The following is a 17,875-nucleotide window of genomic DNA, read 5'->3' on the forward strand; positions in this document are numbered from 1 at the left end:
GGTTGCTGTACAAGTTGCGTGGGGTGACGGTCAATTTGGGTATGTTAATCTGATAACCTGCCAAGGGGGTATAAGCAGAGGTTCACATAAATTAATGGATGAGAAAACGAGTGATAACGAAAACTTAATTGTGGGGGGGTTGCATAACGAAAATAAATCGCTTATGATTGGCGTTGACCATGTAAACTCGAATTTTTTTGAGGAGAGTAACGGAAATGGCTACTATTATCCCAATTACTAGTGCTACCGGTGTTTTAACCAATGGGACGTCTGGTGATGACATAATTTCAAGAACTACTCCCAACACTGGTACTGTAGACACTGTCAATGGACTCGGTGGCGATGACCTGATTGACCTCGATAAAAATAATGCGGGGGCGATAGATGGTGCCATTATTGATGGCGGGGGTGGGAGTGATACCATCACTGGCAGTCCTCAGGCGGACACTATTTTTGGCGGTACTGGGGATGACATCATCATTGGGTTTACCGCTGGGGATAAGGTCGATGGGGGTGCTGGGACGGATACGATTGCAATCATCACTCCCGGGACTGATGATACCAATGTGAGTAATGCGACTAATCCAGAGATCACGAATGTCGAGATCATTGATGCCTCTGGGGCGACGGGTGCGGTGACCATTAGCCTGGCGAATCAGAGTGATAGTGAATCCTTCACGGTCATTGGTAGTAACAACGCTGGTGATACCATTACTCTCAATAATGCCCCTAACGGAAACAAAGTTATTGGCGGTACCGGGGATGACAACATCACTGGCGGTACTGGCAACGACTACATCGAAGGCGGCGAGGGCGATGACGTCATTAATGGCGGTGCTGGCAATGACACCATCATTGGCGGGGATGGAGCTGATAATATTAATGGTGGTGCTGGGAATGACCTCATCATTGGTTTCACAACGGGGGATATCGTTAATGGGGGTGCTGGTACGAATACGCTCAAAATCACCGACCCTGCTGATGGTGCTGCCATAACTGCTGCGGGTAATAACGACATCCAGAACATCAAGATCATTGATGCCTCTGGGGCGACGGCTGGGCTGATCGGTGCGAATGCCCTGGACCTCGCCGCCTTTCAGACCGAAGCCTTCACGGTCATTGGTAGTGCTTTTGGTGACACCATCACGCTCAACAATGCTGCAGGCAACAAGGTCAATGGCGGCAATGGGGATGACAGCATCACTGGCGATACTGGGGCTGACTTCATCGAGGGCGGCGATGGAGATGACCTGATCACGGGTGGTGGTGGTGGAGATACCATTAATGGCGGTGCTGGCAATGACACTATCTTTGGTTTCAAAACGGGAGACAAAGTAGATGGTGGTGCTGGACTAGATACGCTTCAGATTAACAATGCCGCTGATGCCGCTGCCCTAGCTACTGTCGGTGATAGTTCCATCGTAAGTATTGAAATCATTGATGGCTCTGCCTCACTGGCTCCGTTGGATATTACCCTTGTAGATCAAACTGAAGGCTTCACGATCATTGGCAGTGCTCAAGCCGATACCATCAAAGCGGGTGCTGGCGATGATGTCATTGTTGGTTTTGTCGGGGCAGATACGGTAGATGGGGGTGGGGGTACGGCTAATTCGATTTTTCTAGCCGCTACCTCTACTGACTTGAACAGCGCTACCGATGCTCAGATTAAAAATATTCAGGTCATTGGTGCCTCTACAGCAGTAGCTGGGGTGAACATTAACCTCCAGAACCAGACTGAGGGCTTTGTGATCGTGGGCAGTGCTCAAGCGGATACCCTCACGGGTGGTTCTGGAAATGACTTCTTCTTCGGCTTCAAAGGGGCAGATACGGTAGATGGGAAGGGTGGTCAGAATGCGATTGTGCTCGACGCTAACGCTCCTGACTTGAACAGTGCCACTGATGATCAGGTCAAGAATATTCAGGTCGTTTATGCCGCTACCGCAACGGCTGGAGTAACCATTGACCTCAAAAATCAGACTGAGGCAATCATAGTTCAGGGCAGTGATTTCAACGATGTGATCACCGGTACCACTGCCAATGACAAGTATCTGGCTGGCGGCAAAGGCTCTGACACCATTGATGGGGGTAAGGGCAATGACACTATCGTTGGTGAAGACGGCAATGATGTCATCTTTGGCGGCGATGGCGATGATGGTTACCTCGATGGTGGTGCTGGGGATGATGTGATTGTTGGTGGCTTGGGCAACGACGCACTGGTGGGTGGCGCAGGCAATGACCGGTTTGCGTTCTCTACCGGTGCCCTGTTCGACCCCGTTACTATCGGCAACGATTTGATTGCCGACCTGGAGGCGGGTGACTTCATCGTCTTGAGCAAAACCACCTTCACTGCCTTCACTGCTTCCAGTGGGGATGTGATCAGTGGCGGCACGGCGATTGCGGCGGCGGACTTTGAGACGATTGCTACCGGCGGTGCGGCGGCGGCTGGTGCTTCCTCTGCCCTGATCGTCTATGAGACCTCGACCGGTGCGTTGTACTACAACCAGGATCGGGCTACCGCTGGTTTGGGTACGGGTGGGCAATTTGCTACCATCAGCGGTGCGCCTACGTTGACCGCAAGCCAAATCCTGATTGTTGGTTAGTCCACTTCCACTTAATCTCACCAGTCTCTCACTGAGACATTAGCCAACGGCTCCCCAGGTACTCCTTGGGGGGTCGTTTTTCTTCTCTATAAAAATGTCCCGGTCAAACTCACCCCGACCGATTGGCGAGAATGTTACACCCCTGCGACCGTTTATTTCTAAATATCCTAAATAGAGGTTTCCTTATGTTTCACATACCGATATAACCAGGATTTGGAAATCCCTGTCGCCCGGGATATAGCGGCAATTGAAACCCGTTTTGTTAACATTTCATCCACTAATTGTTTTTGCTCCTCGGAAATATATTTCTTCTGGGCATCCGGGGTAAATTGCCGATGACAGTCGTAGCACATATACCGTTTTTTCCCGTTGTGAATGCGCCCGTACTTGACCACGTTCTCGGACTGGCAATAACGGCACACAACTGCGCTCATCGGTTCACCTATTCCGCTTGACTACGATTGGACTACTATGGTAACCATTACAAGGATAGCACTACCGAAAGTTCTTTTGCCAGAAGGTCGCATCCCGAAACCCGTTGGGGAACGTCACGATTTCTTGCACCCCGGTTGCCAGCCATTTCACCGGAATTTGCCCCGTGGTGACTTCCGTTTCCCCCACGATCACACAGGCTTTGCTCCCCAATTTATCCGCCCGTTTGATTTGCTTGCCCAGACTGCTTTGACTCACGTCCATTTCCACCCGCAGACCGTGCCCCCTAAGCATCTGGCTGATTTGTAAGGAGAGGGTCGCCGTCCCTGCCCCTTGCGAAACGACATATATATCCAGTTCGGGGGCTGGGGGTTCCCCCTGTTTTTGCAACAGCACCACCAACCGTTCCAAGCCCATCGCCCAACCCACCGCCGGGGTTGCCGTGCCCCCCAATTCCTCCACCAGGTGGTCGTAGCGTCCCCCGCCCCCCACCGCCGACTGCGCCCCCAAATCCTGGGTGGTGATTTCAAACGCCGTCCGGGTGTAATAGTCCAACCCCCGCACCAATCGGGGATTCAATTCATACGCCAAGCCCAACGCCTGTAAGCCCTCTTGCACCTGCTCAAAATGCTGTTGCGCCGCCTTGCCCAGGTATTGGGGGAGGAGGGGAGCCGTGCGGAGAATGGCTTGGGTGGCGGGGTCTTTGCTGTCCAGGATACGCAGGGGGTTTTTGGTCAACCGCACCTGGGAATCCGGGTCCAAATCGGCGGCGTAGGGGGTTAAATACTCGACCAGGGCGGCTTTGTAGCGTTGCCGGTCCGCTGGGTCGCCCACGGAATTTAGTTCTAAAGTTAAATTGGGTATCCCCAGAGCTTGCAAAAACTCCAAGGCAACCGCCATCACCTCCACATCCACCCGGGGGTCTTCACTGCCAAAGACTTCCACGCCCAGTTGGTGAAATTGCCGCTGTCGCCCCGCCTGCGGACGTTCGTAGCGGAACATGGCTCCCTGGTACCAGCACCGTTGCACCCCCTGGGAGAGCCGCTTGTGTTCGATCAAACTCCGCACCACCCCCGCCGTTCCCTCCGGGCGTAGGGTCAAACTCCGTTCCCCCCGGTCCGTGAAGGTGTACATTTCTTTACTAACAATGTCGGTACCCTCGCCGATGCCCCGCTGGAATAATTCCGTGGCTTCAAACAGGGGGGTACGGATTTCCTGGTAATTGGCTCGCCCTAGGATGTCCCTGGCGTGTTGTTCCAGGTATTGCCACAGGCGGATTTCGGTGCCCCAAATATCCCGGGTACCCCGGATGGCTTGCAGGGGTGCGCTGGTCATGGTGGACGCTGAGGTTAACCCCCTTGTTCTAACACGTTCTGGGGGCAAAATCCCTCCCCGGTTGCCCAGGAAGGGAAGCGAACCGTTACAGGTCTTTTTTCACCAGGTAAAAGTCCACCTTTTCGGGGTAGTCGGTTTCCCGCCGTTTTTGCAATTCCTCTACGGTTTTCGGGGGTGGTTCGATCACCCGTTCCCCTTTTTGCCAGTTGGCGGGGGTGGCGACTTTGTTGGCACGGCTGGTCTGTAAGGAGTCCAAAAGCCGCAGAATTTCATCCAAATTGCGCCCGTTGGTCAGGGGATAGTAAATCAGGGCTTGGATGATCCCATCCGGGTCAATGAAAAAGACCGCCCGCACCGTAGCGGTGGAACTGGCTCCTGGATGCACCATGCCATACAGGCTCGCCACCTGCATATCCAGGTCGGCAATGATGGGGAAGGGCAATTCAATGTTGAAATTCTGACGGATATTTTCCACCCAGGCGATGTGGGCGTGGATGCTGTCAATGCTCAAGCCCAGCAGTTTGGCGCCCCGTTTTTCAAATTCCTCATTCATTCGGGCTAAGCCCACCATCTCCGTGGTACAGACTGGGGTAAAGTCCGCCGGATGGGAAAACAAAATCACCCAATTCCCCCGGTAATCCGAGAGTTTTTTCATGCCGTGGGTGGTCATCACCTCAAAATCCGGGGCGGGGTCCCCAATGCGGGGAATGGGTTTGAGCGCCACTGCTTCAGTCATTGCGACACCTCCAAATTGATTTGGGCACTTATCATCACCTAATAGGATACTCAAAAAACTCGCATTTTCCGATCAAGTTAAGGGATTTTTAAGACAGCCAGTGGTGGAGGGCGACCCCGAGGACGAACCCCAAGCCCCCGAAGCGTACCGCCTGCCAAAAGGGTTGTTTGAAGCTACTCCAGGTGAGTAGTTGGCTTTCCAGGGTCACTTCCAGTTCCGCCAGTTGTCGTTGGAGTTGCTGGAGTTCCGCCTGGGCTTCCCGGTTTTTGTAGCGGCGCAGATGTTCCCGGACTTGGGTGTGCCGTGGTTGCAGTTCGGAGCGGGCTTTTTGAGCGGTCTGCACCTGGTGATAGCGGGCTTTGAGTGCCATCAGGTCGTTTTCCAGTTGGGCGAGGGCTTGTTCCCAGTCCGCCGCTGACGGTGGTTCGCTCACGTGGATTACAATTGAGGAAATGCACCTTCATTGTATCCCGATGGCTGGCATGGAACCCGAGACGCAACAATTGGCGCAAGCCCTGTGTGACCGCCTGCGGATTACGCCGGAGCAGTGGCATCGTTTGAAAAATAATCGCCATGCCCGTGCCGCTGAGCAGTTAGCCGCCGCTTTGAGCTATCTCCTGCATGACCAGCCGGAACAGGCTTTGGCTCATACCCAGCAGGCGCAGGGTTGGTTAGACCGTTCCCTGAAAGCCCCCCCCTGCCCAGAGCATGGTTGAACCCTGGGCAACCCCACTGATTTTTGGTTAAAATCACTATAATTTACCCTTACCGAGGCGGACGATGGCAGTTCCCCAACGGTTAGCCTTATTTGGCACCAGTGCTGACCCCCCGACGTTGGCACACCGGCAGATTATCCAGTGGTTGGGGCAGGAATTTGACCTCGCCTTGGTCTGGGCGGCGGACAATCCCTTGAAAACGGGGCAAACCCCCTTGGCGCATCGGATGGCGATGTTGGACTGTCTGCTACGGGAATTGGGGGAACCCCGGGTGCAGTTGTGCCCGGAATTGAGCCATCGGTTCACCCGGGTGAGTGTGGCGCGGGCGCAGGCGCAGTGGCCCCAGGCGAGTTTGACCCTGGCGTTGGGGGCGGATTTACTGCCCCAGTTGCCCCGGTGGCATCAGGCGGAGGAATTGTTCCCCCAGGTGAATGTGGTGATCATTCCCCGCACCGGTTATCCCCTTGCCCCAGCGGCGTTGGATTGGTTACACGAGCATAGCCCCCAGGTGAGCATTGCCCCGATTACGGTGCCGGATTGGTCGTCCCGGGCGTTTCGGGAGGGGCAAGGGCAGGCGGAACTGAGTCCGGCGGTATTGGACTACATCCATCGCCATCAGCTTTATCAGGAGGCGGCACTCCCCTCAACCGTATGACCCCCCTCCAGGTTACCGTTGATGTGGTGACGGTGATTTTTTCCGTGGATACGGCGGCGCATCGCCTGTTGGTGCTGGTGTGTGGGGGGGAACCGGCTCGCCTACCGGGGATGGGTTTGGCGGGGGAATTGACCCTGGCGGAACAAGCCTATCAGGTGTTGGCGACCAAACTGCGGGTGGAACATCTGTACTTAGAACAGCTTTACACCTTTGGGGGACCAGGGCGGGATGAACGGGAAACCCCCGAACGCCGGTGCCTGTGCGTCGCCTATTTTGCTCTGGTGCAGTACCAGGAAACCGTCCTTTTGCCGGAGCCGGAACCGGTGGAATGGGTAGCGGTGTCCCAATTGCCCTCCCTGTGGGGGGATCACGCCCAGATCGTCCGCTATGGCTATCAACGGCTACGCAATAAATTAGAGTACAGTCCGATTGCGTTTCAGGTTCTGCCGGAGTTGTTTACCCTGGGAGAATTGTATCAGTTATATACGATTATTTTGGGGGAAGATTTTAGCGATTATTCTAATTTTCGTTCCCGGTTATTGAAGCTGGGTTTTTTACAAGATACGGGGCAAAAAGTTTGTCGGGGGGCGGGTCGTCCCGCCAGTTTATATCGGTTTGACCAGCACGCTTTTTTACCCTACAAAGATAAACCGATGGTATTTATATGAGCGAATTGCGTTTGGGTTTAGCCCAGTTGAATCCCACAGTGGGGGATTTGGTTGGCAATAGTCAAAAAATTCTCCAGGCGGCAAAACACTGCGCTTTTCAGGGGATTTCTTTACTGATCACCCCGGAATTGTCCCTGTGTGGGTATCCGCCCCAAGACCTGTTGCTTGACCCTTTATTTGTGGAAAATTGCCAAACCGCCCTGCACCATCTCGCCCTCCGCATTCCCCCGAAAATTGGCGTATTGGTGGGTACGATTTTTCCCAATCCCGATTGGTGGCAAAAGGGGGAAAAACCACTCTTTAATGGGGCGGCTTTATTATTAGACGGGCGGATTCGCTACAGCTTTTATAAACAATTGCTCCCGGACTACGATGTCTTTGATGAACATCGGTATTTCCAACCCGGTGTCCAAGTGAATATCCTGCGCTGGCAGGGGGTACATTTTGGGGTCACCATTTGTGAGGATTTATGGAACGATGAGCAATTTTGGAGCGGCAAACGCTACCCCCAAAATCCCATTCCTACCCTCATGGAACGGGGCATTGATATTTTGATCAATATGTCCGCATCCCCCTATTGGCAAGGGAAAGGTGCCCTGCGGGAAGCCCTTTTAGCCCACTGCGCCCGTAAGTACCAAGTGCCGGTGCTGTATGTCAATCAGGTGGGTGCGACGGATCAGTTGATTTTTGATGGGCGCAATCTAATTTTGGATGGCACGGGGCAGGTGGTGCAACGGGGACGGGCGTTCACCCAAGAGGTGCAGACGGTGCGCTACGTCCAGGGGCAATGGCAGGATACCCGGGTGCAGACCCCCCCGGCACCTTGGGCGGAGGTGTGGCAGGCGTTGGCGTTGGGGATTCGGGACTACGTCCACAAAAGCGGCTTTCAGCGGGTGGTGCTGGGGCTGAGCGGGGGGATTGACTCGGCGGTGGTGGCGGCGTTGGCGGTGCAAGCACTGGGAGCAGAGCAGGTGCTGGGGGTGCTGATGCCTTCCCCCTACAGTTCCGACCACTCCGTGACCGATGCCCTGGCGTTGGCGGCGAATTTGGGGATCAAAACCGAGAAAATTCCCATCCACCCGCTCATGGATGCCTACGCCCAGAGCCTCAACCCCCTCTTCCAGGGCTACGCCAGCGATGTGACCGAGGAAAATATCCAGTCCCGCATCCGGGGCACCCTGCTGATGGCACTGGCGAATAAATTCCACGCCCTGGTGCTGGCAACGGGCAACAAATCCGAACTGGCGGTGGGATACTGCACCCTGTATGGGGATATGTGCGGCGCATTAGCACCCATCGGGGACCTGTTCAAAACCCAGGTGTACGCCCTCGCCCGCTGGTACAATGACGATACGAAGCAACGAGGCGAAAACCGGTGCATTCCCGAATCCATCTTAACCAAAGCGCCCAGTGCGGAATTAAAACCCCACCAAACCGACCAGGAGAGCCTGCCCCCCTACGAGGTGCTGGATGATATTCTCCAGCGGTGGCTGAGTGAACGGCAAACCCCGGAGCAGATCGCCCAAGCGGGTTATGACCTCACCTTGGTAGAACAGGTATTGCAACTGGTGCAACGGGCGGAATTTAAGCGGTTCCAAGCCGCCCCCGTCCTGAAAATGTCCGAACGGGGATTTGACCGGGGCTGGCGGGTACCCAACATTGCCCAACCCCCCCGGCGCAAACTGCCCTTGAACCCCTAGACCCTACCTGCGACGGGGCACGGCGGCGAGGAAATCCTCGGGAATGGTGGCGGTGGCGGGCGGCGTTTTCACCGAGTAAATGACCAAGCGTGCCAAATCCCGGTAGTCCGTCGGGTCTCCCCCCCGGCGTCCCCGGTCGGGAATCCGTTTGGCGGGTAGCCCCGCCCCCAATTGGGGGAAGCCCAGTTTTTTCCGGTAGTACGCCCCATAACGGGGGGTTTTCAGATTAAAAGGCGTTTCTCCTTGGGCACGCTGGGGCAGAATCCGCCGCCGTTGGTAGGGCACCGTATTGTCCCCAAAATTTTCCATGTATTCGGGGCTGTTGATCAGCGCATCCACAAAGCCTTTAATGCCCTTGGTGCCCAAGACAATGGACCAGGCGATTTTTTCCCGCTCGCTGTACACATCCCGCCCCAACACCCGTTGCACCACCAATTCCACAAACCGATAATTGTCGTTGAACTCATAGTTATAACGGCGGAAGGTCTCTGACAGCACCAACCCCCGGATAAAATCCCGCACCGTAATCTGCCCGTAGCGCAACTGCGACTCCAGAATGGTCTGCCGGTTAGCTTTGAGCAGTTGATGCTCGCTGAAAATCTGCCGGTAGGCCGCCCAAATCAACCCATCCATATCGCTGGCGGACAACAAATTCTCCGTCGTAAACACCCGGGGTTGTTCGTCCCCCCCGACCTCATAGCCCACCACCCGCTGATTTTGGCTGGTCGGCCCGTAGCTGAGCAAAGGTAACGCCATCGGTATTTCTCCAAAAAAATATCATGCTTGGGGTCGCACGCGCGGTTGCGTTCTGCCTTCTGATGATACTCAAGAATGGCTCCCCCATCCCCAGTTTCTGAAAATGTTAAGCAGTTTGATGCTATCTATTAAGAAATACAAAAGAAATTGCCCCCTATCCCCCCCAATTCCGCCCGAATCCTCATTTTTGGTGAACTATTGTTAACTTTTATTGCAAAAATCTGGGAGTTTGGTTCTTAGGATTTTCAGGGAAAACAGGCGTAATACCCTTTCCGTATGGGTTACAGCCGGTTTGTGTCCAGGTTGACCATCTGAGTCAGCCCGCAATCATTCTTAAAAAAGTTGGTTCTAATCTTCAGTTATAAAAGTTTTTGGAGGTGATGTGGTGCAGGCCGGGAATTTGGTTCCCCATCCCTTTGGGACGATTCTGAGAAACCCAAGGTTTTTGAGAATGGTGCTGAGGGGAGGTTATGCCCAACCCAACTTCCGTCATGAAAACCGTCTAATGCAGATTCCGTTTTAAGGAGATTCACATCCATGTTGGACGCATTTGCCAAAGTCGTTGCCCAAGCGGACACCCGGGGGGAATTCATCAGTGCTTCCCAAATTGATGCCCTGGCTGCCATGGTGGCAGAGAGCAACAAGCGGATGGATGCCGTCAACCGTCTCACCTCGAATGCCGCCGCTATTGTCACCAATGCGGCGCGTAGCCTGTTTGCGGAACAGCCCCAATTGATCCAACCGGGCGGCAACGCTTATACCAGTCGGCGGATGGCGGCCTGTCTGCGGGATATGGAAATCATCCTGCGCTACGTGACCTATGCGGTGTTGGCTGGGGATGCCAGCGTGCTGGATGACCGGTGTTTGAATGGTCTGCGGGAAACCTACCAAGCTCTGGGTACCCCCGGTGCTTCTGTAGCGGTGGGGATTCAAAAAATGAAGGAAGCGGCTGTTTCCATCGTCAACGACCCCACGGGTATCACCAAGGGGGATTGTAGCCAGATCGTCTCTGAGATCGCCAGCTACTTTGACCGGGCCGCTGCTGCTGTCGTCTAAGCCTTGGCGCTGGCTCTGATTGTTGTGTTGAAACCTTTATCTTTAGGAGTTGACCGATCATGAAAACCCCTCTGACCGAGATCATTGCTTCCGCCGACAGCGAAGGCCGTTTCCTGAGCAACACCGAACTGCAAGCCGCTTTTGGTCGCTTTGGCCGGGCGCAAGCGGGTCTGCAAGCCGCCAAGGAATTGACCGCTAAGGCGGATCAGTTAATCAACCAAGCGGCACAGGCGGTGTACAGCAAGTTTCCTTACACCACTCAAATGCAGGGCAACGAGTATGCTTCCGACGAGCGGGGCAAGGCCAAGTGCGCTCGGGACATCGGCTACTATCTGCGGATGATCACCTACTGCCTGATCGTGGGTGGGACTGGCCCGATGGATGAGTACCTGATCGCCGGTTTGGACGAAATCAACAGTAGCTTCAACCTGTCCCCCAGTTGGTATGTGGAAGCCCTGAAGAGCATCAAAGCCAATCACGGGCTGACCGGTCAACCGGCCACGGAAGCCAACAATTACATTGACTACGCCATCAATGCCCTGAGCTAGTCCATTCCTTTGGTCGCAAACCCGGTGGGAATAGCCTTTGGGGTGGTTCTTGCCGGGTTTGTTATTGGTAATTATTTGCATTTTTTTGGGGGAACAGCAGGCCATGACCACATCCACTTCGGCGCAAAATTTAGGCATCAGCGAATTTGAGCGCAATAGCCGGGTTGAACTGCGGAGCCAGCCCACGGAAACCGATTACGACCGGGTGATCCGGGCGGCCTACCGGCAGGTGATTGGGAACGACTATATTATGGGGGCGGAGCGGTTGAAATTCGCCGAGTCCCAACTGCGCAATGGCAATATCACCGTCCGGGAATTTGTGCGGGCGTTGGCGAAATCCGAACTGTACAAAAACAAATTTTTCTATCCCCTGCCCCAGGTGCGGTTTATCGAGTTAAATTACAAGCATCTTTTGGGGCGGGCACCCTACGATGAGATGGAAATCAGCCTGCACAATGACCTGTACGTTAACCAGGGCTACGATGCGGAGATTGATTCCTACATTGACAGCCGGGAGTATCAAGATAATTTTGGCGAGCATATCGTGCCCTACTACCGGGGTTTTTGGTCTCAAACCGGGCAAAAAACCGTGGGCTTTACCCGGATGTTCCGCCTGTATCGGGGCTATGCCAACAGTGACCGGGCGCAGGTGGAGCAACGCAACCCCCGCCTCACCTGGGATTTAGCCCGCAATACGGCCAACACGGTGATTGCCCCCTCTGGGGTAAACGATGCCTGGTCGTTCCGTCCGACCCCCAACCAAACGGGGCCTGCCCGTCAAGGGGCATTGGTGGGGGAAAGCAGTCGGGTGTACCGGGTGGAAATTACGGGTGTAACGGGTGCTCGGGTGCGTCGCAGTACCCAAACCCTGTTGGTGCCCTACGAGCAACTTTCCATGCGGATGCAACAAATCCAACGCCAAGGGGGGCGGATCGCCAGCATTACCCCCGCCTAATGGGTTCCCAAACCTGAATCATCTATCACCGATGATTGGTGAATAGATATTTGGGAAAATTATTGCAACCGTTACTCTCCACGCCATGAAGATATACCCCCGGTGGGGTATTTTTTTTGTGGTGGTTAGCGCATAGTTTATATGGGCACCTCTATTTATTTGCACCCATTGACGTTTATCTCGCTGGAATGCCCATAGTATCGAGAACCAAGACGGGGGCTACGCCCCTGCGACCCCTATTCTCACAGAACTTAGCCAGATATGGCGAGTGTAATGAACATGAACCCGTTATTAGGAAATGCGCTCTAATTTATTCAATTTGCCCCCAGCCAAACACCACACCTGATCCGCCATCCCACTCAATTCCCGGGTATCGTGGCTGACCACCAACAAAGACCAAGTATTTTTTAATTCTTGCAATAATTGCATGACCTGCTGGCGCATGGACCAGTCCAACCCCGCCAAGGGTTCATCAAGCAATAACAAATAGGGTTGCCGAATCAATTGCACCGCCAGAGCCAACCGCCGTTGTTGCCCGCCGCTCAGGTGATGGGGGGGCTGATGCAGGGGTACCTCGCCCAAATGCACCGTATTTAAGACCTGCTGTACCTGCTCCAGGGTGAGTTCGGGATGCCCAAGCCGCAATTCCTCCAAGAGGGTCAGACCGCAAAAATGCCGCTCGGGGAACTGAAACACCAGCCCCGCCAATTCCTGCAAATCCGTCGCCTGTAATGCCTGTTCCTGCCAGAGAATCTGCCCCTGCGTGGGGGTGGCTAGTCCGGCGATTAATTCCAATAGGGTGGTTTTGCCCGCCCCACTCACCCCAACAATCAAGGTCAAGGATTGGGGGGACACCGTAAAACTGACCTGATGCAAAATCGGGCGGGGAGCGGCGGGTGGATGATAGGTGACCTCAACCAAGGAGAGCATTACTGGGGAGCAACCACCACCACATAGCCCTGACGTGCCGGGTCGTAGATGTAATACACCCCATTGGCAACGTAGTAGGTCACCCCTGCCACGACCACTGTTTGATAGTTGGGGGGCAAGGTCTTCAACAGGACGGGGTTATTCAGTCCCGCCGGCCCAGGAACGGGACGGACACGCCGGGGACCTACAACGGGATTAACGACGGGATTGACTTCTGTAACCGGGTCAACCCCCGCAGGCCCCGGTACCGTATTCACCCGCCGCCGTTGGGCAAAAGCGGATTCTGCAAAGCCCGCTCCCCCCAACCAAAGCATGACCGCAAACGCTAAAGCGTACCGATGTACCATAAAATCTAACTCCTGAAAAAATAAATCCCTATGCTCTTCCGAGCAATTTATGACTTATCCATCATAAAGGTACACGGGGAATCACCATCTAATCTGTTGTAATTGTTTATAACTATAGCAATCTTAAATAAGAATGGAACAGGGGTCGCAGGGGGGCACCGCCCCCGTCCTTGGTTCTGGGGAATTTCTGTAATTAAGTAGGATTGCTATGTCCTTTAATCATCCCCGGCGACCCACTGCTCCGAGCGGTCGGGATGAAGGGTAAGATAAGCGTGCCCCCATTGGTGCAGGTGGTGCAGGACAGGATGCAGTTGCTGACCCAAGGGCGTGAGGGCGTATTCCACCCGGAGGGGCAATTCCGCAAATTCCTGACGGTGGATAATCCCATCTTGCTCCATTTGGCGTAATTGTTCCGCCAACACCTTGCTACTGATGCCCACCAAGGCTCGTTGGAGTTGGTTAAACCGTTGCGGAGTAGGCAAAAGTTCCCGCAGGATCAACACTTTCCACCGCCCCGCAATTACCCGCAAGGTCGCCGCCACCGCACAGGTGAGCCGCTCGTCCTGCCAAAAGGTTTCGTAGGTCAAGGGCAGGTCAGTAGGCATCCTGCAATTCGTAAAAGTCCGGGGTAACGTAATCTTTCCGCATCGGCCAGCCCACCCAGTCCTCCGGCAAGAGAATCCGCTTCAGATGGGGATGCCCCACGTATTCAATGCCGTACAGATCGTAGGTTTCCCGTTCCTGCCAGTCCGCCGTGCGCCAAATCCAATACACCGAGGGCACCTTCGGGTCGTGACGGGGTAAAAATACCTTGACACATACCTCCTCCGGGCGATCCGCATTGTCCGCCAGCTTGACCAGGTAATAAAAACTCACCAACTCCTGCCCCGGCCCGACATCGTAGCCCCCTTGACAGCGCAGGTAATTAAACCCATAGCCGTACAAAGCCGTCGCAATCGGCAACAGCACCTCCCGATCCACCTGGAGGATTTCCACCCCCTGGTGATCCCGCCCCAGAAAGCGATGCTCAAACCCCTGACTGGTCAACCACTGGGAAACCGAGCCAACCTCAACCGGGGCTAACTCCTGACCGGTCGTTTCAGCCACCCGCCACCTCCTCGGTTTGGGGAGCCAGAGCACCAACAGGAACCCCCATCGCTTGGGCTAACTCCTGGGGCGGCGCTTGCCGGGTCGGGCTTTGCAGGTATTCCCCGGTCAAAATCGGCGGCACCACCTTCAACTCATGCTTCACCGTGAAATAGCGGTGGGTTTGCTCATAGAGACTGCGCTCCCGGGCATCCTCCTGGGCAATTTTTTTCCGCAGTTTGATAATGGCATCAATAATTGCCTCCGGTTTGGGGGGACACCCGGGCAGATACACATCCACCGGAATAATTTTATCCACCCCCCGCACCACCGTGTAGGAGTCCGTGCTGAACATCCCGCCGGTGATCGTACAGGCTCCCATGGCAATCACATACTTGGGGTCAGGCATTTGTTCATACAACCGCACCAACGCTGGCGCCATCTTCATCGTCACCGTCCCCGCCGTGATAATCAAATCCGCCTGCCGGGGGCTAGAGCGGGGGATCAGACCAAACCGGTCAAAATCAAACCGGGAGCCGATCAGTGCCGCAAATTCGATAAAACAGCAACTCGTCCCGTACAGCAGGGGCCACAGACTGGACAACCGCGCCCAATCGTACAGGTCATTCAAAGTGGTCAAAATCACATTATTCGCCAGGTCTTGGGTCACCTGGGGTCGCTCAATCGGATTCAAAATTTTGGCTTCGCCAAAGGTGGGGGTCATGACCATTCCAAAGCTCCTTTGCGCCACGCATAGACCAGGGCAATTACCAGGATAGCAATAAAAATTAATGCTTCCACAAACGCCAGCAGTCCCAACTGGTGAAACGCCACCGCCCAGGGATAGAGGAACACGGTTTCCACATCAAACACCACAAACACCAGGGCGAACATATAGTAACGGATGTTGAACTGTACCCAGGCTTCTCCCTGGGGTTCCATCCCCGATTCATAACTGGTGCGGCGTTCCGGCCCAGTTCCCTTGGGGCGGAGCAGACCAGACAGGCTCAAAGCGGCAATCGGCACCACGCTACACACCAACAAAAACACCAGCACATAGTCGTAGCCTTGCAATTCAAACACAACCCCAACCCCAGGTAACGGCTATCCCCCATGATGCCACAGCCCTCCTTAAATAGGGAAGAAAATTCCAGGAAATTACCACCCAGTGAGCTTTGGGGTCGGTCAGTGATCTGGCACACCAGAAAAAAGGGGCTATGATAAAAGTGACCGGGCGCACCACTGCATATAACCCCATGAGCTATTGTCTCAACCCCGACTGTCCCGCCCCCGAAAATGCGGCTACGGAAAACTCCTGTCGTGCGTGTGGCAGTCCCTTGGTGCTCAAAGGGCGTTATCGGGCGGTCAAACCCATTGGGCAGGGGAATTTTGGGCGTACCTTTCAGGCGGTGGATGAAAGCATTCCCTCCCGTCCCCCCTGTGTGATTAAACTTTTTCAGCCCCAGGTGATCCAATCCCCGGAGGCGATGCAAAAAGCCATGACCCTGTTTGAACAGGAGGCGGTGCAACTGGAACGCCTGGGCAACCATCCGCAAATACCTGATTTATTAGCCTATTTCATCCTGGATGGCAAATCCTATCTGGTGCAAAAATTTATTGACGGTCAAGATTTAGCGGACGAACTGTTGCGGAAAGGTACCTTTGATGAAACCAAAATCCGGCAATTACTGGCTGATTTACTCCCGGTGCTGGACTATATTCACCAGCAAAATGTCATTCACCGGGACGTGAAGCCGAAAAATATCATTCGCCAAAAATCCGACCAAAAGCTATTTCTGGTGGACTTTGGGGCTGTGAAGTTTGTGCGGGAATCGGGTTTATTCAAAACGGGTACGGCGATTGGGAGCAGTGGGTTTGCCGCCCCGGAACAGATGATGGGCAAGGCGGTGTTTGCCAGCGATTTATACAGTTTGGGCGCCACCTGCATTTATCTCCTGACGGGTATTTCCCCCAGTAAATTATTTAATATCCGGGAAAATGTGTGGCTCTGGCGGCAAGCGGTCAAACAACCCCTGAGCGAAGGGTTGATGCAGTTTTTGGATAAATTATTACAGCGGTTACCGGGGCAACGATTTGCTTCGGCGTCGGTAGCCTGGGAGGCATTCCAAGCCCTGGAGCAACCCACCCGCTCGGTGAGCACCTTGGGGCGTTTGGGGGTACCGGGGGCGGGTTTGAGCAATCCCTTGAATCCTTTACCGGGGCTGGGGCGACTTGGGGGCTTGGGCACTGGTGGCACGAATCCTCCGGTCACACCCGTGCGTACCACTGGAGGTACCATTCCCCCCACCGGGGCAGGTCGTCCTGCCAGTCGGCTCAATCCCGATACGGGTCGTTTGTCCCAAACCCCACCTTCCCGCCTTGGCACCCGCACCCCACCCCCCCAGACGACGACGGTGCAGGTCGATCCAACCTGGCCTTGTGTTCATACGTTAGCTGGTCATAGTAATTGGGTCAAGGCCTTGGGTTTCAGTCCCGATAGCCGTTATCTATTTAGCTGTGGTCGGGACGGTCTGGTGCTGTGTTGGGGGCTAAGTTCCCTGAGTTATCCCCGCCAGTTGAGTTGGGGGAGCAACAATCCGGCGGGATTACACGCTTTGGCGCTCAGTCCTGATGGGCGGTTGTTGGCGGCGGCGGGGGAAGAACGGGTGATTAAACTCTGGCAACTGCCGGGGGACAAACCCATCCGTACCCTGGGCAATTTATTTAACAAGCACGGGGGCACCATTGACTCCCTGGCGATGCGTCCCGATGGGCTGGTACTGGCGAGTGCGAGCGAGGACAAGACGATTAAACTTTGGCAGGTGGACAATGGGGCGTTGTTGACCACCCTTACGGGTCATGCCAGCCATGTGCGTTCCGTCACCTTTACCCCGGATGGGCGGTTGTTGGTCACGGGCAGTTGGGACAATTCGATCAAGGTATGGCTGACGGATGGGGGCGACCCCCTGCGGAATATCCTTGGCCCCTCTAGTTTCAGCGGCAGTGGGTTCAATGTGGTGGTGGTCAGTCCCGACGGGCGAGTAATTGTGGCTGGCAGTGAAGATACCGCCGCCCATCTGTGGCATCTCCATAACGGCGACCCGATTACCACCCTCACGGGGCACAAGGAAGGGGTGCGGGCGGTGGCCTATAGTCCCAATGGGCGCTATCTGGTAACCGGTGGTTGGGAAGGGAGCATCCGGGTGTGGGATGGGCAGTCCTATGGGTTGCTGATGACCTTGGCGGGGCATGAAAAAGGGATTACGTCCCTGGCGTTTAGCCCAGACCAGCGGTGGCTGGCCAGTGGTAGCCGGGATAATACGATCAAACTCTGGCAGATCGCCAAGTAGTGGCA

20 protein-coding genes are annotated in these 17,875 nt (G+C 54.9%); 9 read left to right on the forward strand and 11 right to left on the reverse strand.

The window, feature by feature from the left end:
- Positions 1–215: 215 nt before the first annotated feature.
- Positions 216–2,600: a calcium-binding protein gene (locus tag MLD66_RS06275; protein ID WP_247216106.1), complete on the forward strand. Its 2,385-nt coding sequence runs from the start codon at positions 216–218 to the stop codon at positions 2,598–2,600.
- Between the two features lie 167 nt (positions 2,601–2,767).
- Here MLD66_RS06275 and MLD66_RS06280 read toward each other — a convergent pair whose 3' ends face one another.
- The 4 genes from MLD66_RS06280 to MLD66_RS06295 all read right to left on the reverse strand — a co-directional run bounded on the left by MLD66_RS06280 (position 2,768) and on the right by MLD66_RS06295 (position 5,536).
- The gene (locus MLD66_RS06280) at positions 2,768–3,034 is read right to left on the reverse strand and encodes a hypothetical protein (RefSeq protein WP_247216108.1); all 267 of its coding nucleotides are present in this window, start codon (positions 3,032–3,034) and stop codon (positions 2,768–2,770) included.
- A 61-nt stretch (positions 3,035–3,095) separates the two neighbouring features.
- Positions 3,096–4,367: a histidine--tRNA ligase gene (hisS, locus tag MLD66_RS06285; RefSeq protein ID WP_247216110.1), complete on the reverse strand. Its 1,272-nt coding sequence runs from the start codon at positions 4,365–4,367 to the stop codon at positions 3,096–3,098.
- Positions 4,368–4,452: 85 nt separating this feature from the next.
- Positions 4,453–5,103, reverse strand: coding sequence for a peroxiredoxin (locus MLD66_RS06290; RefSeq protein ID WP_247216112.1), 651 nt, complete (start codon positions 5,101–5,103; stop codon positions 4,453–4,455).
- A gap of 88 nt (positions 5,104–5,191) precedes the next feature.
- Positions 5,192–5,536, reverse strand: coding sequence for a DUF2203 domain-containing protein (locus tag MLD66_RS06295; protein ID WP_247216114.1), 345 nt, complete (start codon positions 5,534–5,536; stop codon positions 5,192–5,194).
- 40 nt (positions 5,537–5,576) lie between these two features.
- On the opposite strand from MLD66_RS06295, the gene MLD66_RS06300 reads away from it, so the two are divergent.
- The 4 genes from MLD66_RS06300 (at position 5,577) to MLD66_RS06315 (ending at position 8,842) form a co-directional block, all read left to right on the forward strand.
- Complete coding sequence (locus MLD66_RS06300) at positions 5,577–5,819, forward strand: DUF6439 family protein (RefSeq protein WP_247216116.1); 243 nt, start codon at positions 5,577–5,579, stop codon at positions 5,817–5,819.
- Between the two features lie 64 nt (positions 5,820–5,883).
- Positions 5,884–6,474: a nicotinate-nucleotide adenylyltransferase gene (locus MLD66_RS06305; RefSeq protein ID WP_247216118.1), complete on the forward strand. Its 591-nt coding sequence runs from the start codon at positions 5,884–5,886 to the stop codon at positions 6,472–6,474.
- Entirely contained in the window at positions 6,471–7,142 is a 672-nt protein-coding gene (locus MLD66_RS06310) for an NUDIX hydrolase (protein WP_247216120.1), read from the forward strand. The genes MLD66_RS06305 and MLD66_RS06310 overlap by 4 nt, the downstream gene beginning before the upstream one ends.
- Positions 7,139–8,842, forward strand: coding sequence for an NAD+ synthase (locus tag MLD66_RS06315; RefSeq protein WP_247216121.1), 1,704 nt, complete (start codon positions 7,139–7,141; stop codon positions 8,840–8,842). Before MLD66_RS06310 ends, MLD66_RS06315 begins: the two co-directional genes overlap by 4 nt.
- A gap of 3 nt (positions 8,843–8,845) precedes the next feature.
- Here the strand turns inward: MLD66_RS06315 and MLD66_RS06320 are convergent, their stop codons facing one another.
- Positions 8,846–9,598 carry a phycobilisome rod-core linker polypeptide gene (locus tag MLD66_RS06320; protein WP_247216123.1) on the reverse strand — a complete coding sequence of 251 codons (753 nt, stop codon included), beginning with the start codon at positions 9,596–9,598 and terminating at the stop codon, positions 8,846–8,848.
- A 537-nt stretch (positions 9,599–10,135) separates the two neighbouring features.
- Here MLD66_RS06320 and MLD66_RS06325 point away from each other — a divergent pair.
- From MLD66_RS06325 to MLD66_RS06335, 3 genes are all read left to right on the forward strand, one after another.
- Entirely contained in the window at positions 10,136–10,654 is a 519-nt protein-coding gene (locus tag MLD66_RS06325; protein WP_247216125.1) for a phycocyanin subunit beta, read from the forward strand.
- A 59-nt stretch (positions 10,655–10,713) separates the two neighbouring features.
- Positions 10,714–11,202 (forward strand): phycocyanin subunit alpha, encoded by a 489-nt coding sequence (gene cpcA / locus MLD66_RS06330; protein WP_247216127.1) that lies wholly within the window; start codon positions 10,714–10,716, stop codon positions 11,200–11,202.
- A gap of 103 nt (positions 11,203–11,305) precedes the next feature.
- Positions 11,306–12,157, forward strand: coding sequence for a phycobilisome linker polypeptide (locus MLD66_RS06335; RefSeq protein WP_247216130.1), 852 nt, complete (start codon positions 11,306–11,308; stop codon positions 12,155–12,157).
- Positions 12,158–12,448: 291 nt separating this feature from the next.
- Here MLD66_RS06335 and MLD66_RS06340 read toward each other — a convergent pair whose 3' ends face one another.
- The 6 genes from MLD66_RS06340 to MLD66_RS06365 form a co-directional block, all read right to left on the reverse strand.
- Positions 12,449–13,087, reverse strand: coding sequence for an ABC transporter ATP-binding protein (locus MLD66_RS06340; RefSeq protein WP_247216132.1), 639 nt, complete (start codon positions 13,085–13,087; stop codon positions 12,449–12,451).
- Positions 13,087–13,434, reverse strand: coding sequence for a hypothetical protein (locus tag MLD66_RS06345; protein WP_247216134.1), 348 nt, complete (start codon positions 13,432–13,434; stop codon positions 13,087–13,089). Before MLD66_RS06345 ends, MLD66_RS06340 begins: the two co-directional genes overlap by 1 nt.
- A gap of 215 nt (positions 13,435–13,649) precedes the next feature.
- A complete protein-coding gene (locus MLD66_RS06350) occupies positions 13,650–14,039 on the reverse strand; it encodes a helix-turn-helix domain-containing protein (RefSeq protein WP_247216136.1) in 390 nt (129 codons plus the stop codon).
- A complete protein-coding gene (locus MLD66_RS06355; protein WP_247219004.1) occupies positions 14,029–14,481 on the reverse strand; it encodes an NAD(P)H-quinone oxidoreductase subunit J in 453 nt (150 codons plus the stop codon). The genes MLD66_RS06350 and MLD66_RS06355 overlap by 11 nt, the downstream gene beginning before the upstream one ends.
- A 52-nt stretch (positions 14,482–14,533) precedes the next feature.
- Positions 14,534–15,250, reverse strand: coding sequence for an NADH dehydrogenase subunit K (locus tag MLD66_RS06360; protein ID WP_247216137.1), 717 nt, complete (start codon positions 15,248–15,250; stop codon positions 14,534–14,536).
- Positions 15,241–15,603, reverse strand: coding sequence for an NAD(P)H-quinone oxidoreductase subunit 3 (locus MLD66_RS06365; protein WP_247216138.1), 363 nt, complete (start codon positions 15,601–15,603; stop codon positions 15,241–15,243). The genes MLD66_RS06360 and MLD66_RS06365 overlap by 10 nt, the downstream gene beginning before the upstream one ends.
- A gap of 134 nt (positions 15,604–15,737) precedes the next feature.
- Between MLD66_RS06365 and MLD66_RS06370 the strand changes: the two genes are divergently transcribed.
- Positions 15,738–17,870 (forward strand): serine/threonine-protein kinase, encoded by a 2,133-nt coding sequence (locus MLD66_RS06370; RefSeq protein WP_247216142.1) that lies wholly within the window; start codon positions 15,738–15,740, stop codon positions 17,868–17,870.
- The last annotated feature ends 5 nt before the right edge of the window (positions 17,871–17,875 follow it).

It is taken from the genome of Synechococcus sp. C9 (genome assembly GCF_022984075.1).
Taxonomy (GTDB): Bacteria; Cyanobacteriota; Cyanobacteriia; order Gloeomargaritales; family Gloeomargaritaceae; genus Gloeomargarita.

Bases quoted from the DNA above. Each gene is read 5' to 3' on its own strand.
- MLD66_RS06275 (WP_247216106.1), top strand. From the start codon at position 216: ATGGCTACTATTATCCCAATTACTAGTGCTACCGGTGTTTTAACCAAT.
- MLD66_RS06280 (WP_247216108.1), bottom strand. From the start codon at position 3,034: ATGAGCGCAGTTGTGTGCCGTTATTGCCAGTCCGAGAACGTGGTCAAG.
- hisS (WP_247216110.1), bottom strand. From the start codon at position 4,367: ATGACCAGCGCACCCCTGCAAGCCATCCGGGGTACCCGGGATATTTGG.
- MLD66_RS06290 (WP_247216112.1), bottom strand. From the start codon at position 5,103: ATGACTGAAGCAGTGGCGCTCAAACCCATTCCCCGCATTGGGGACCCC.
- MLD66_RS06300 (WP_247216116.1), top strand. From the start codon at position 5,577: ATGGCTGGCATGGAACCCGAGACGCAACAATTGGCGCAAGCCCTGTGT.
- MLD66_RS06305 (WP_247216118.1), top strand. From the start codon at position 5,884: ATGGCAGTTCCCCAACGGTTAGCCTTATTTGGCACCAGTGCTGACCCC.
- MLD66_RS06310 (WP_247216120.1), top strand. From the start codon at position 6,471: ATGACCCCCCTCCAGGTTACCGTTGATGTGGTGACGGTGATTTTTTCC.
- MLD66_RS06315 (WP_247216121.1), top strand. From the start codon at position 7,139: ATGAGCGAATTGCGTTTGGGTTTAGCCCAGTTGAATCCCACAGTGGGG.
- MLD66_RS06320 (WP_247216123.1), bottom strand. From the start codon at position 9,598: ATGGCGTTACCTTTGCTCAGCTACGGGCCGACCAGCCAAAATCAGCGG.
- MLD66_RS06325 (WP_247216125.1), top strand. From the start codon at position 10,136: ATGTTGGACGCATTTGCCAAAGTCGTTGCCCAAGCGGACACCCGGGGG.
- cpcA (WP_247216127.1), top strand. From the start codon at position 10,714: ATGAAAACCCCTCTGACCGAGATCATTGCTTCCGCCGACAGCGAAGGC.
- MLD66_RS06335 (WP_247216130.1), top strand. From the start codon at position 11,306: ATGACCACATCCACTTCGGCGCAAAATTTAGGCATCAGCGAATTTGAG.
- MLD66_RS06340 (WP_247216132.1), bottom strand. From the start codon at position 13,087: ATGCTCTCCTTGGTTGAGGTCACCTATCATCCACCCGCCGCTCCCCGC.
- MLD66_RS06345 (WP_247216134.1), bottom strand. From the start codon at position 13,434: ATGGTACATCGGTACGCTTTAGCGTTTGCGGTCATGCTTTGGTTGGGG.
- MLD66_RS06350 (WP_247216136.1), bottom strand. From the start codon at position 14,039: ATGCCTACTGACCTGCCCTTGACCTACGAAACCTTTTGGCAGGACGAG.
- MLD66_RS06360 (WP_247216137.1), bottom strand. From the start codon at position 15,250: ATGGTCATGACCCCCACCTTTGGCGAAGCCAAAATTTTGAATCCGATT.
- MLD66_RS06370 (WP_247216142.1), top strand. From the start codon at position 15,738: ATGATAAAAGTGACCGGGCGCACCACTGCATATAACCCCATGAGCTAT.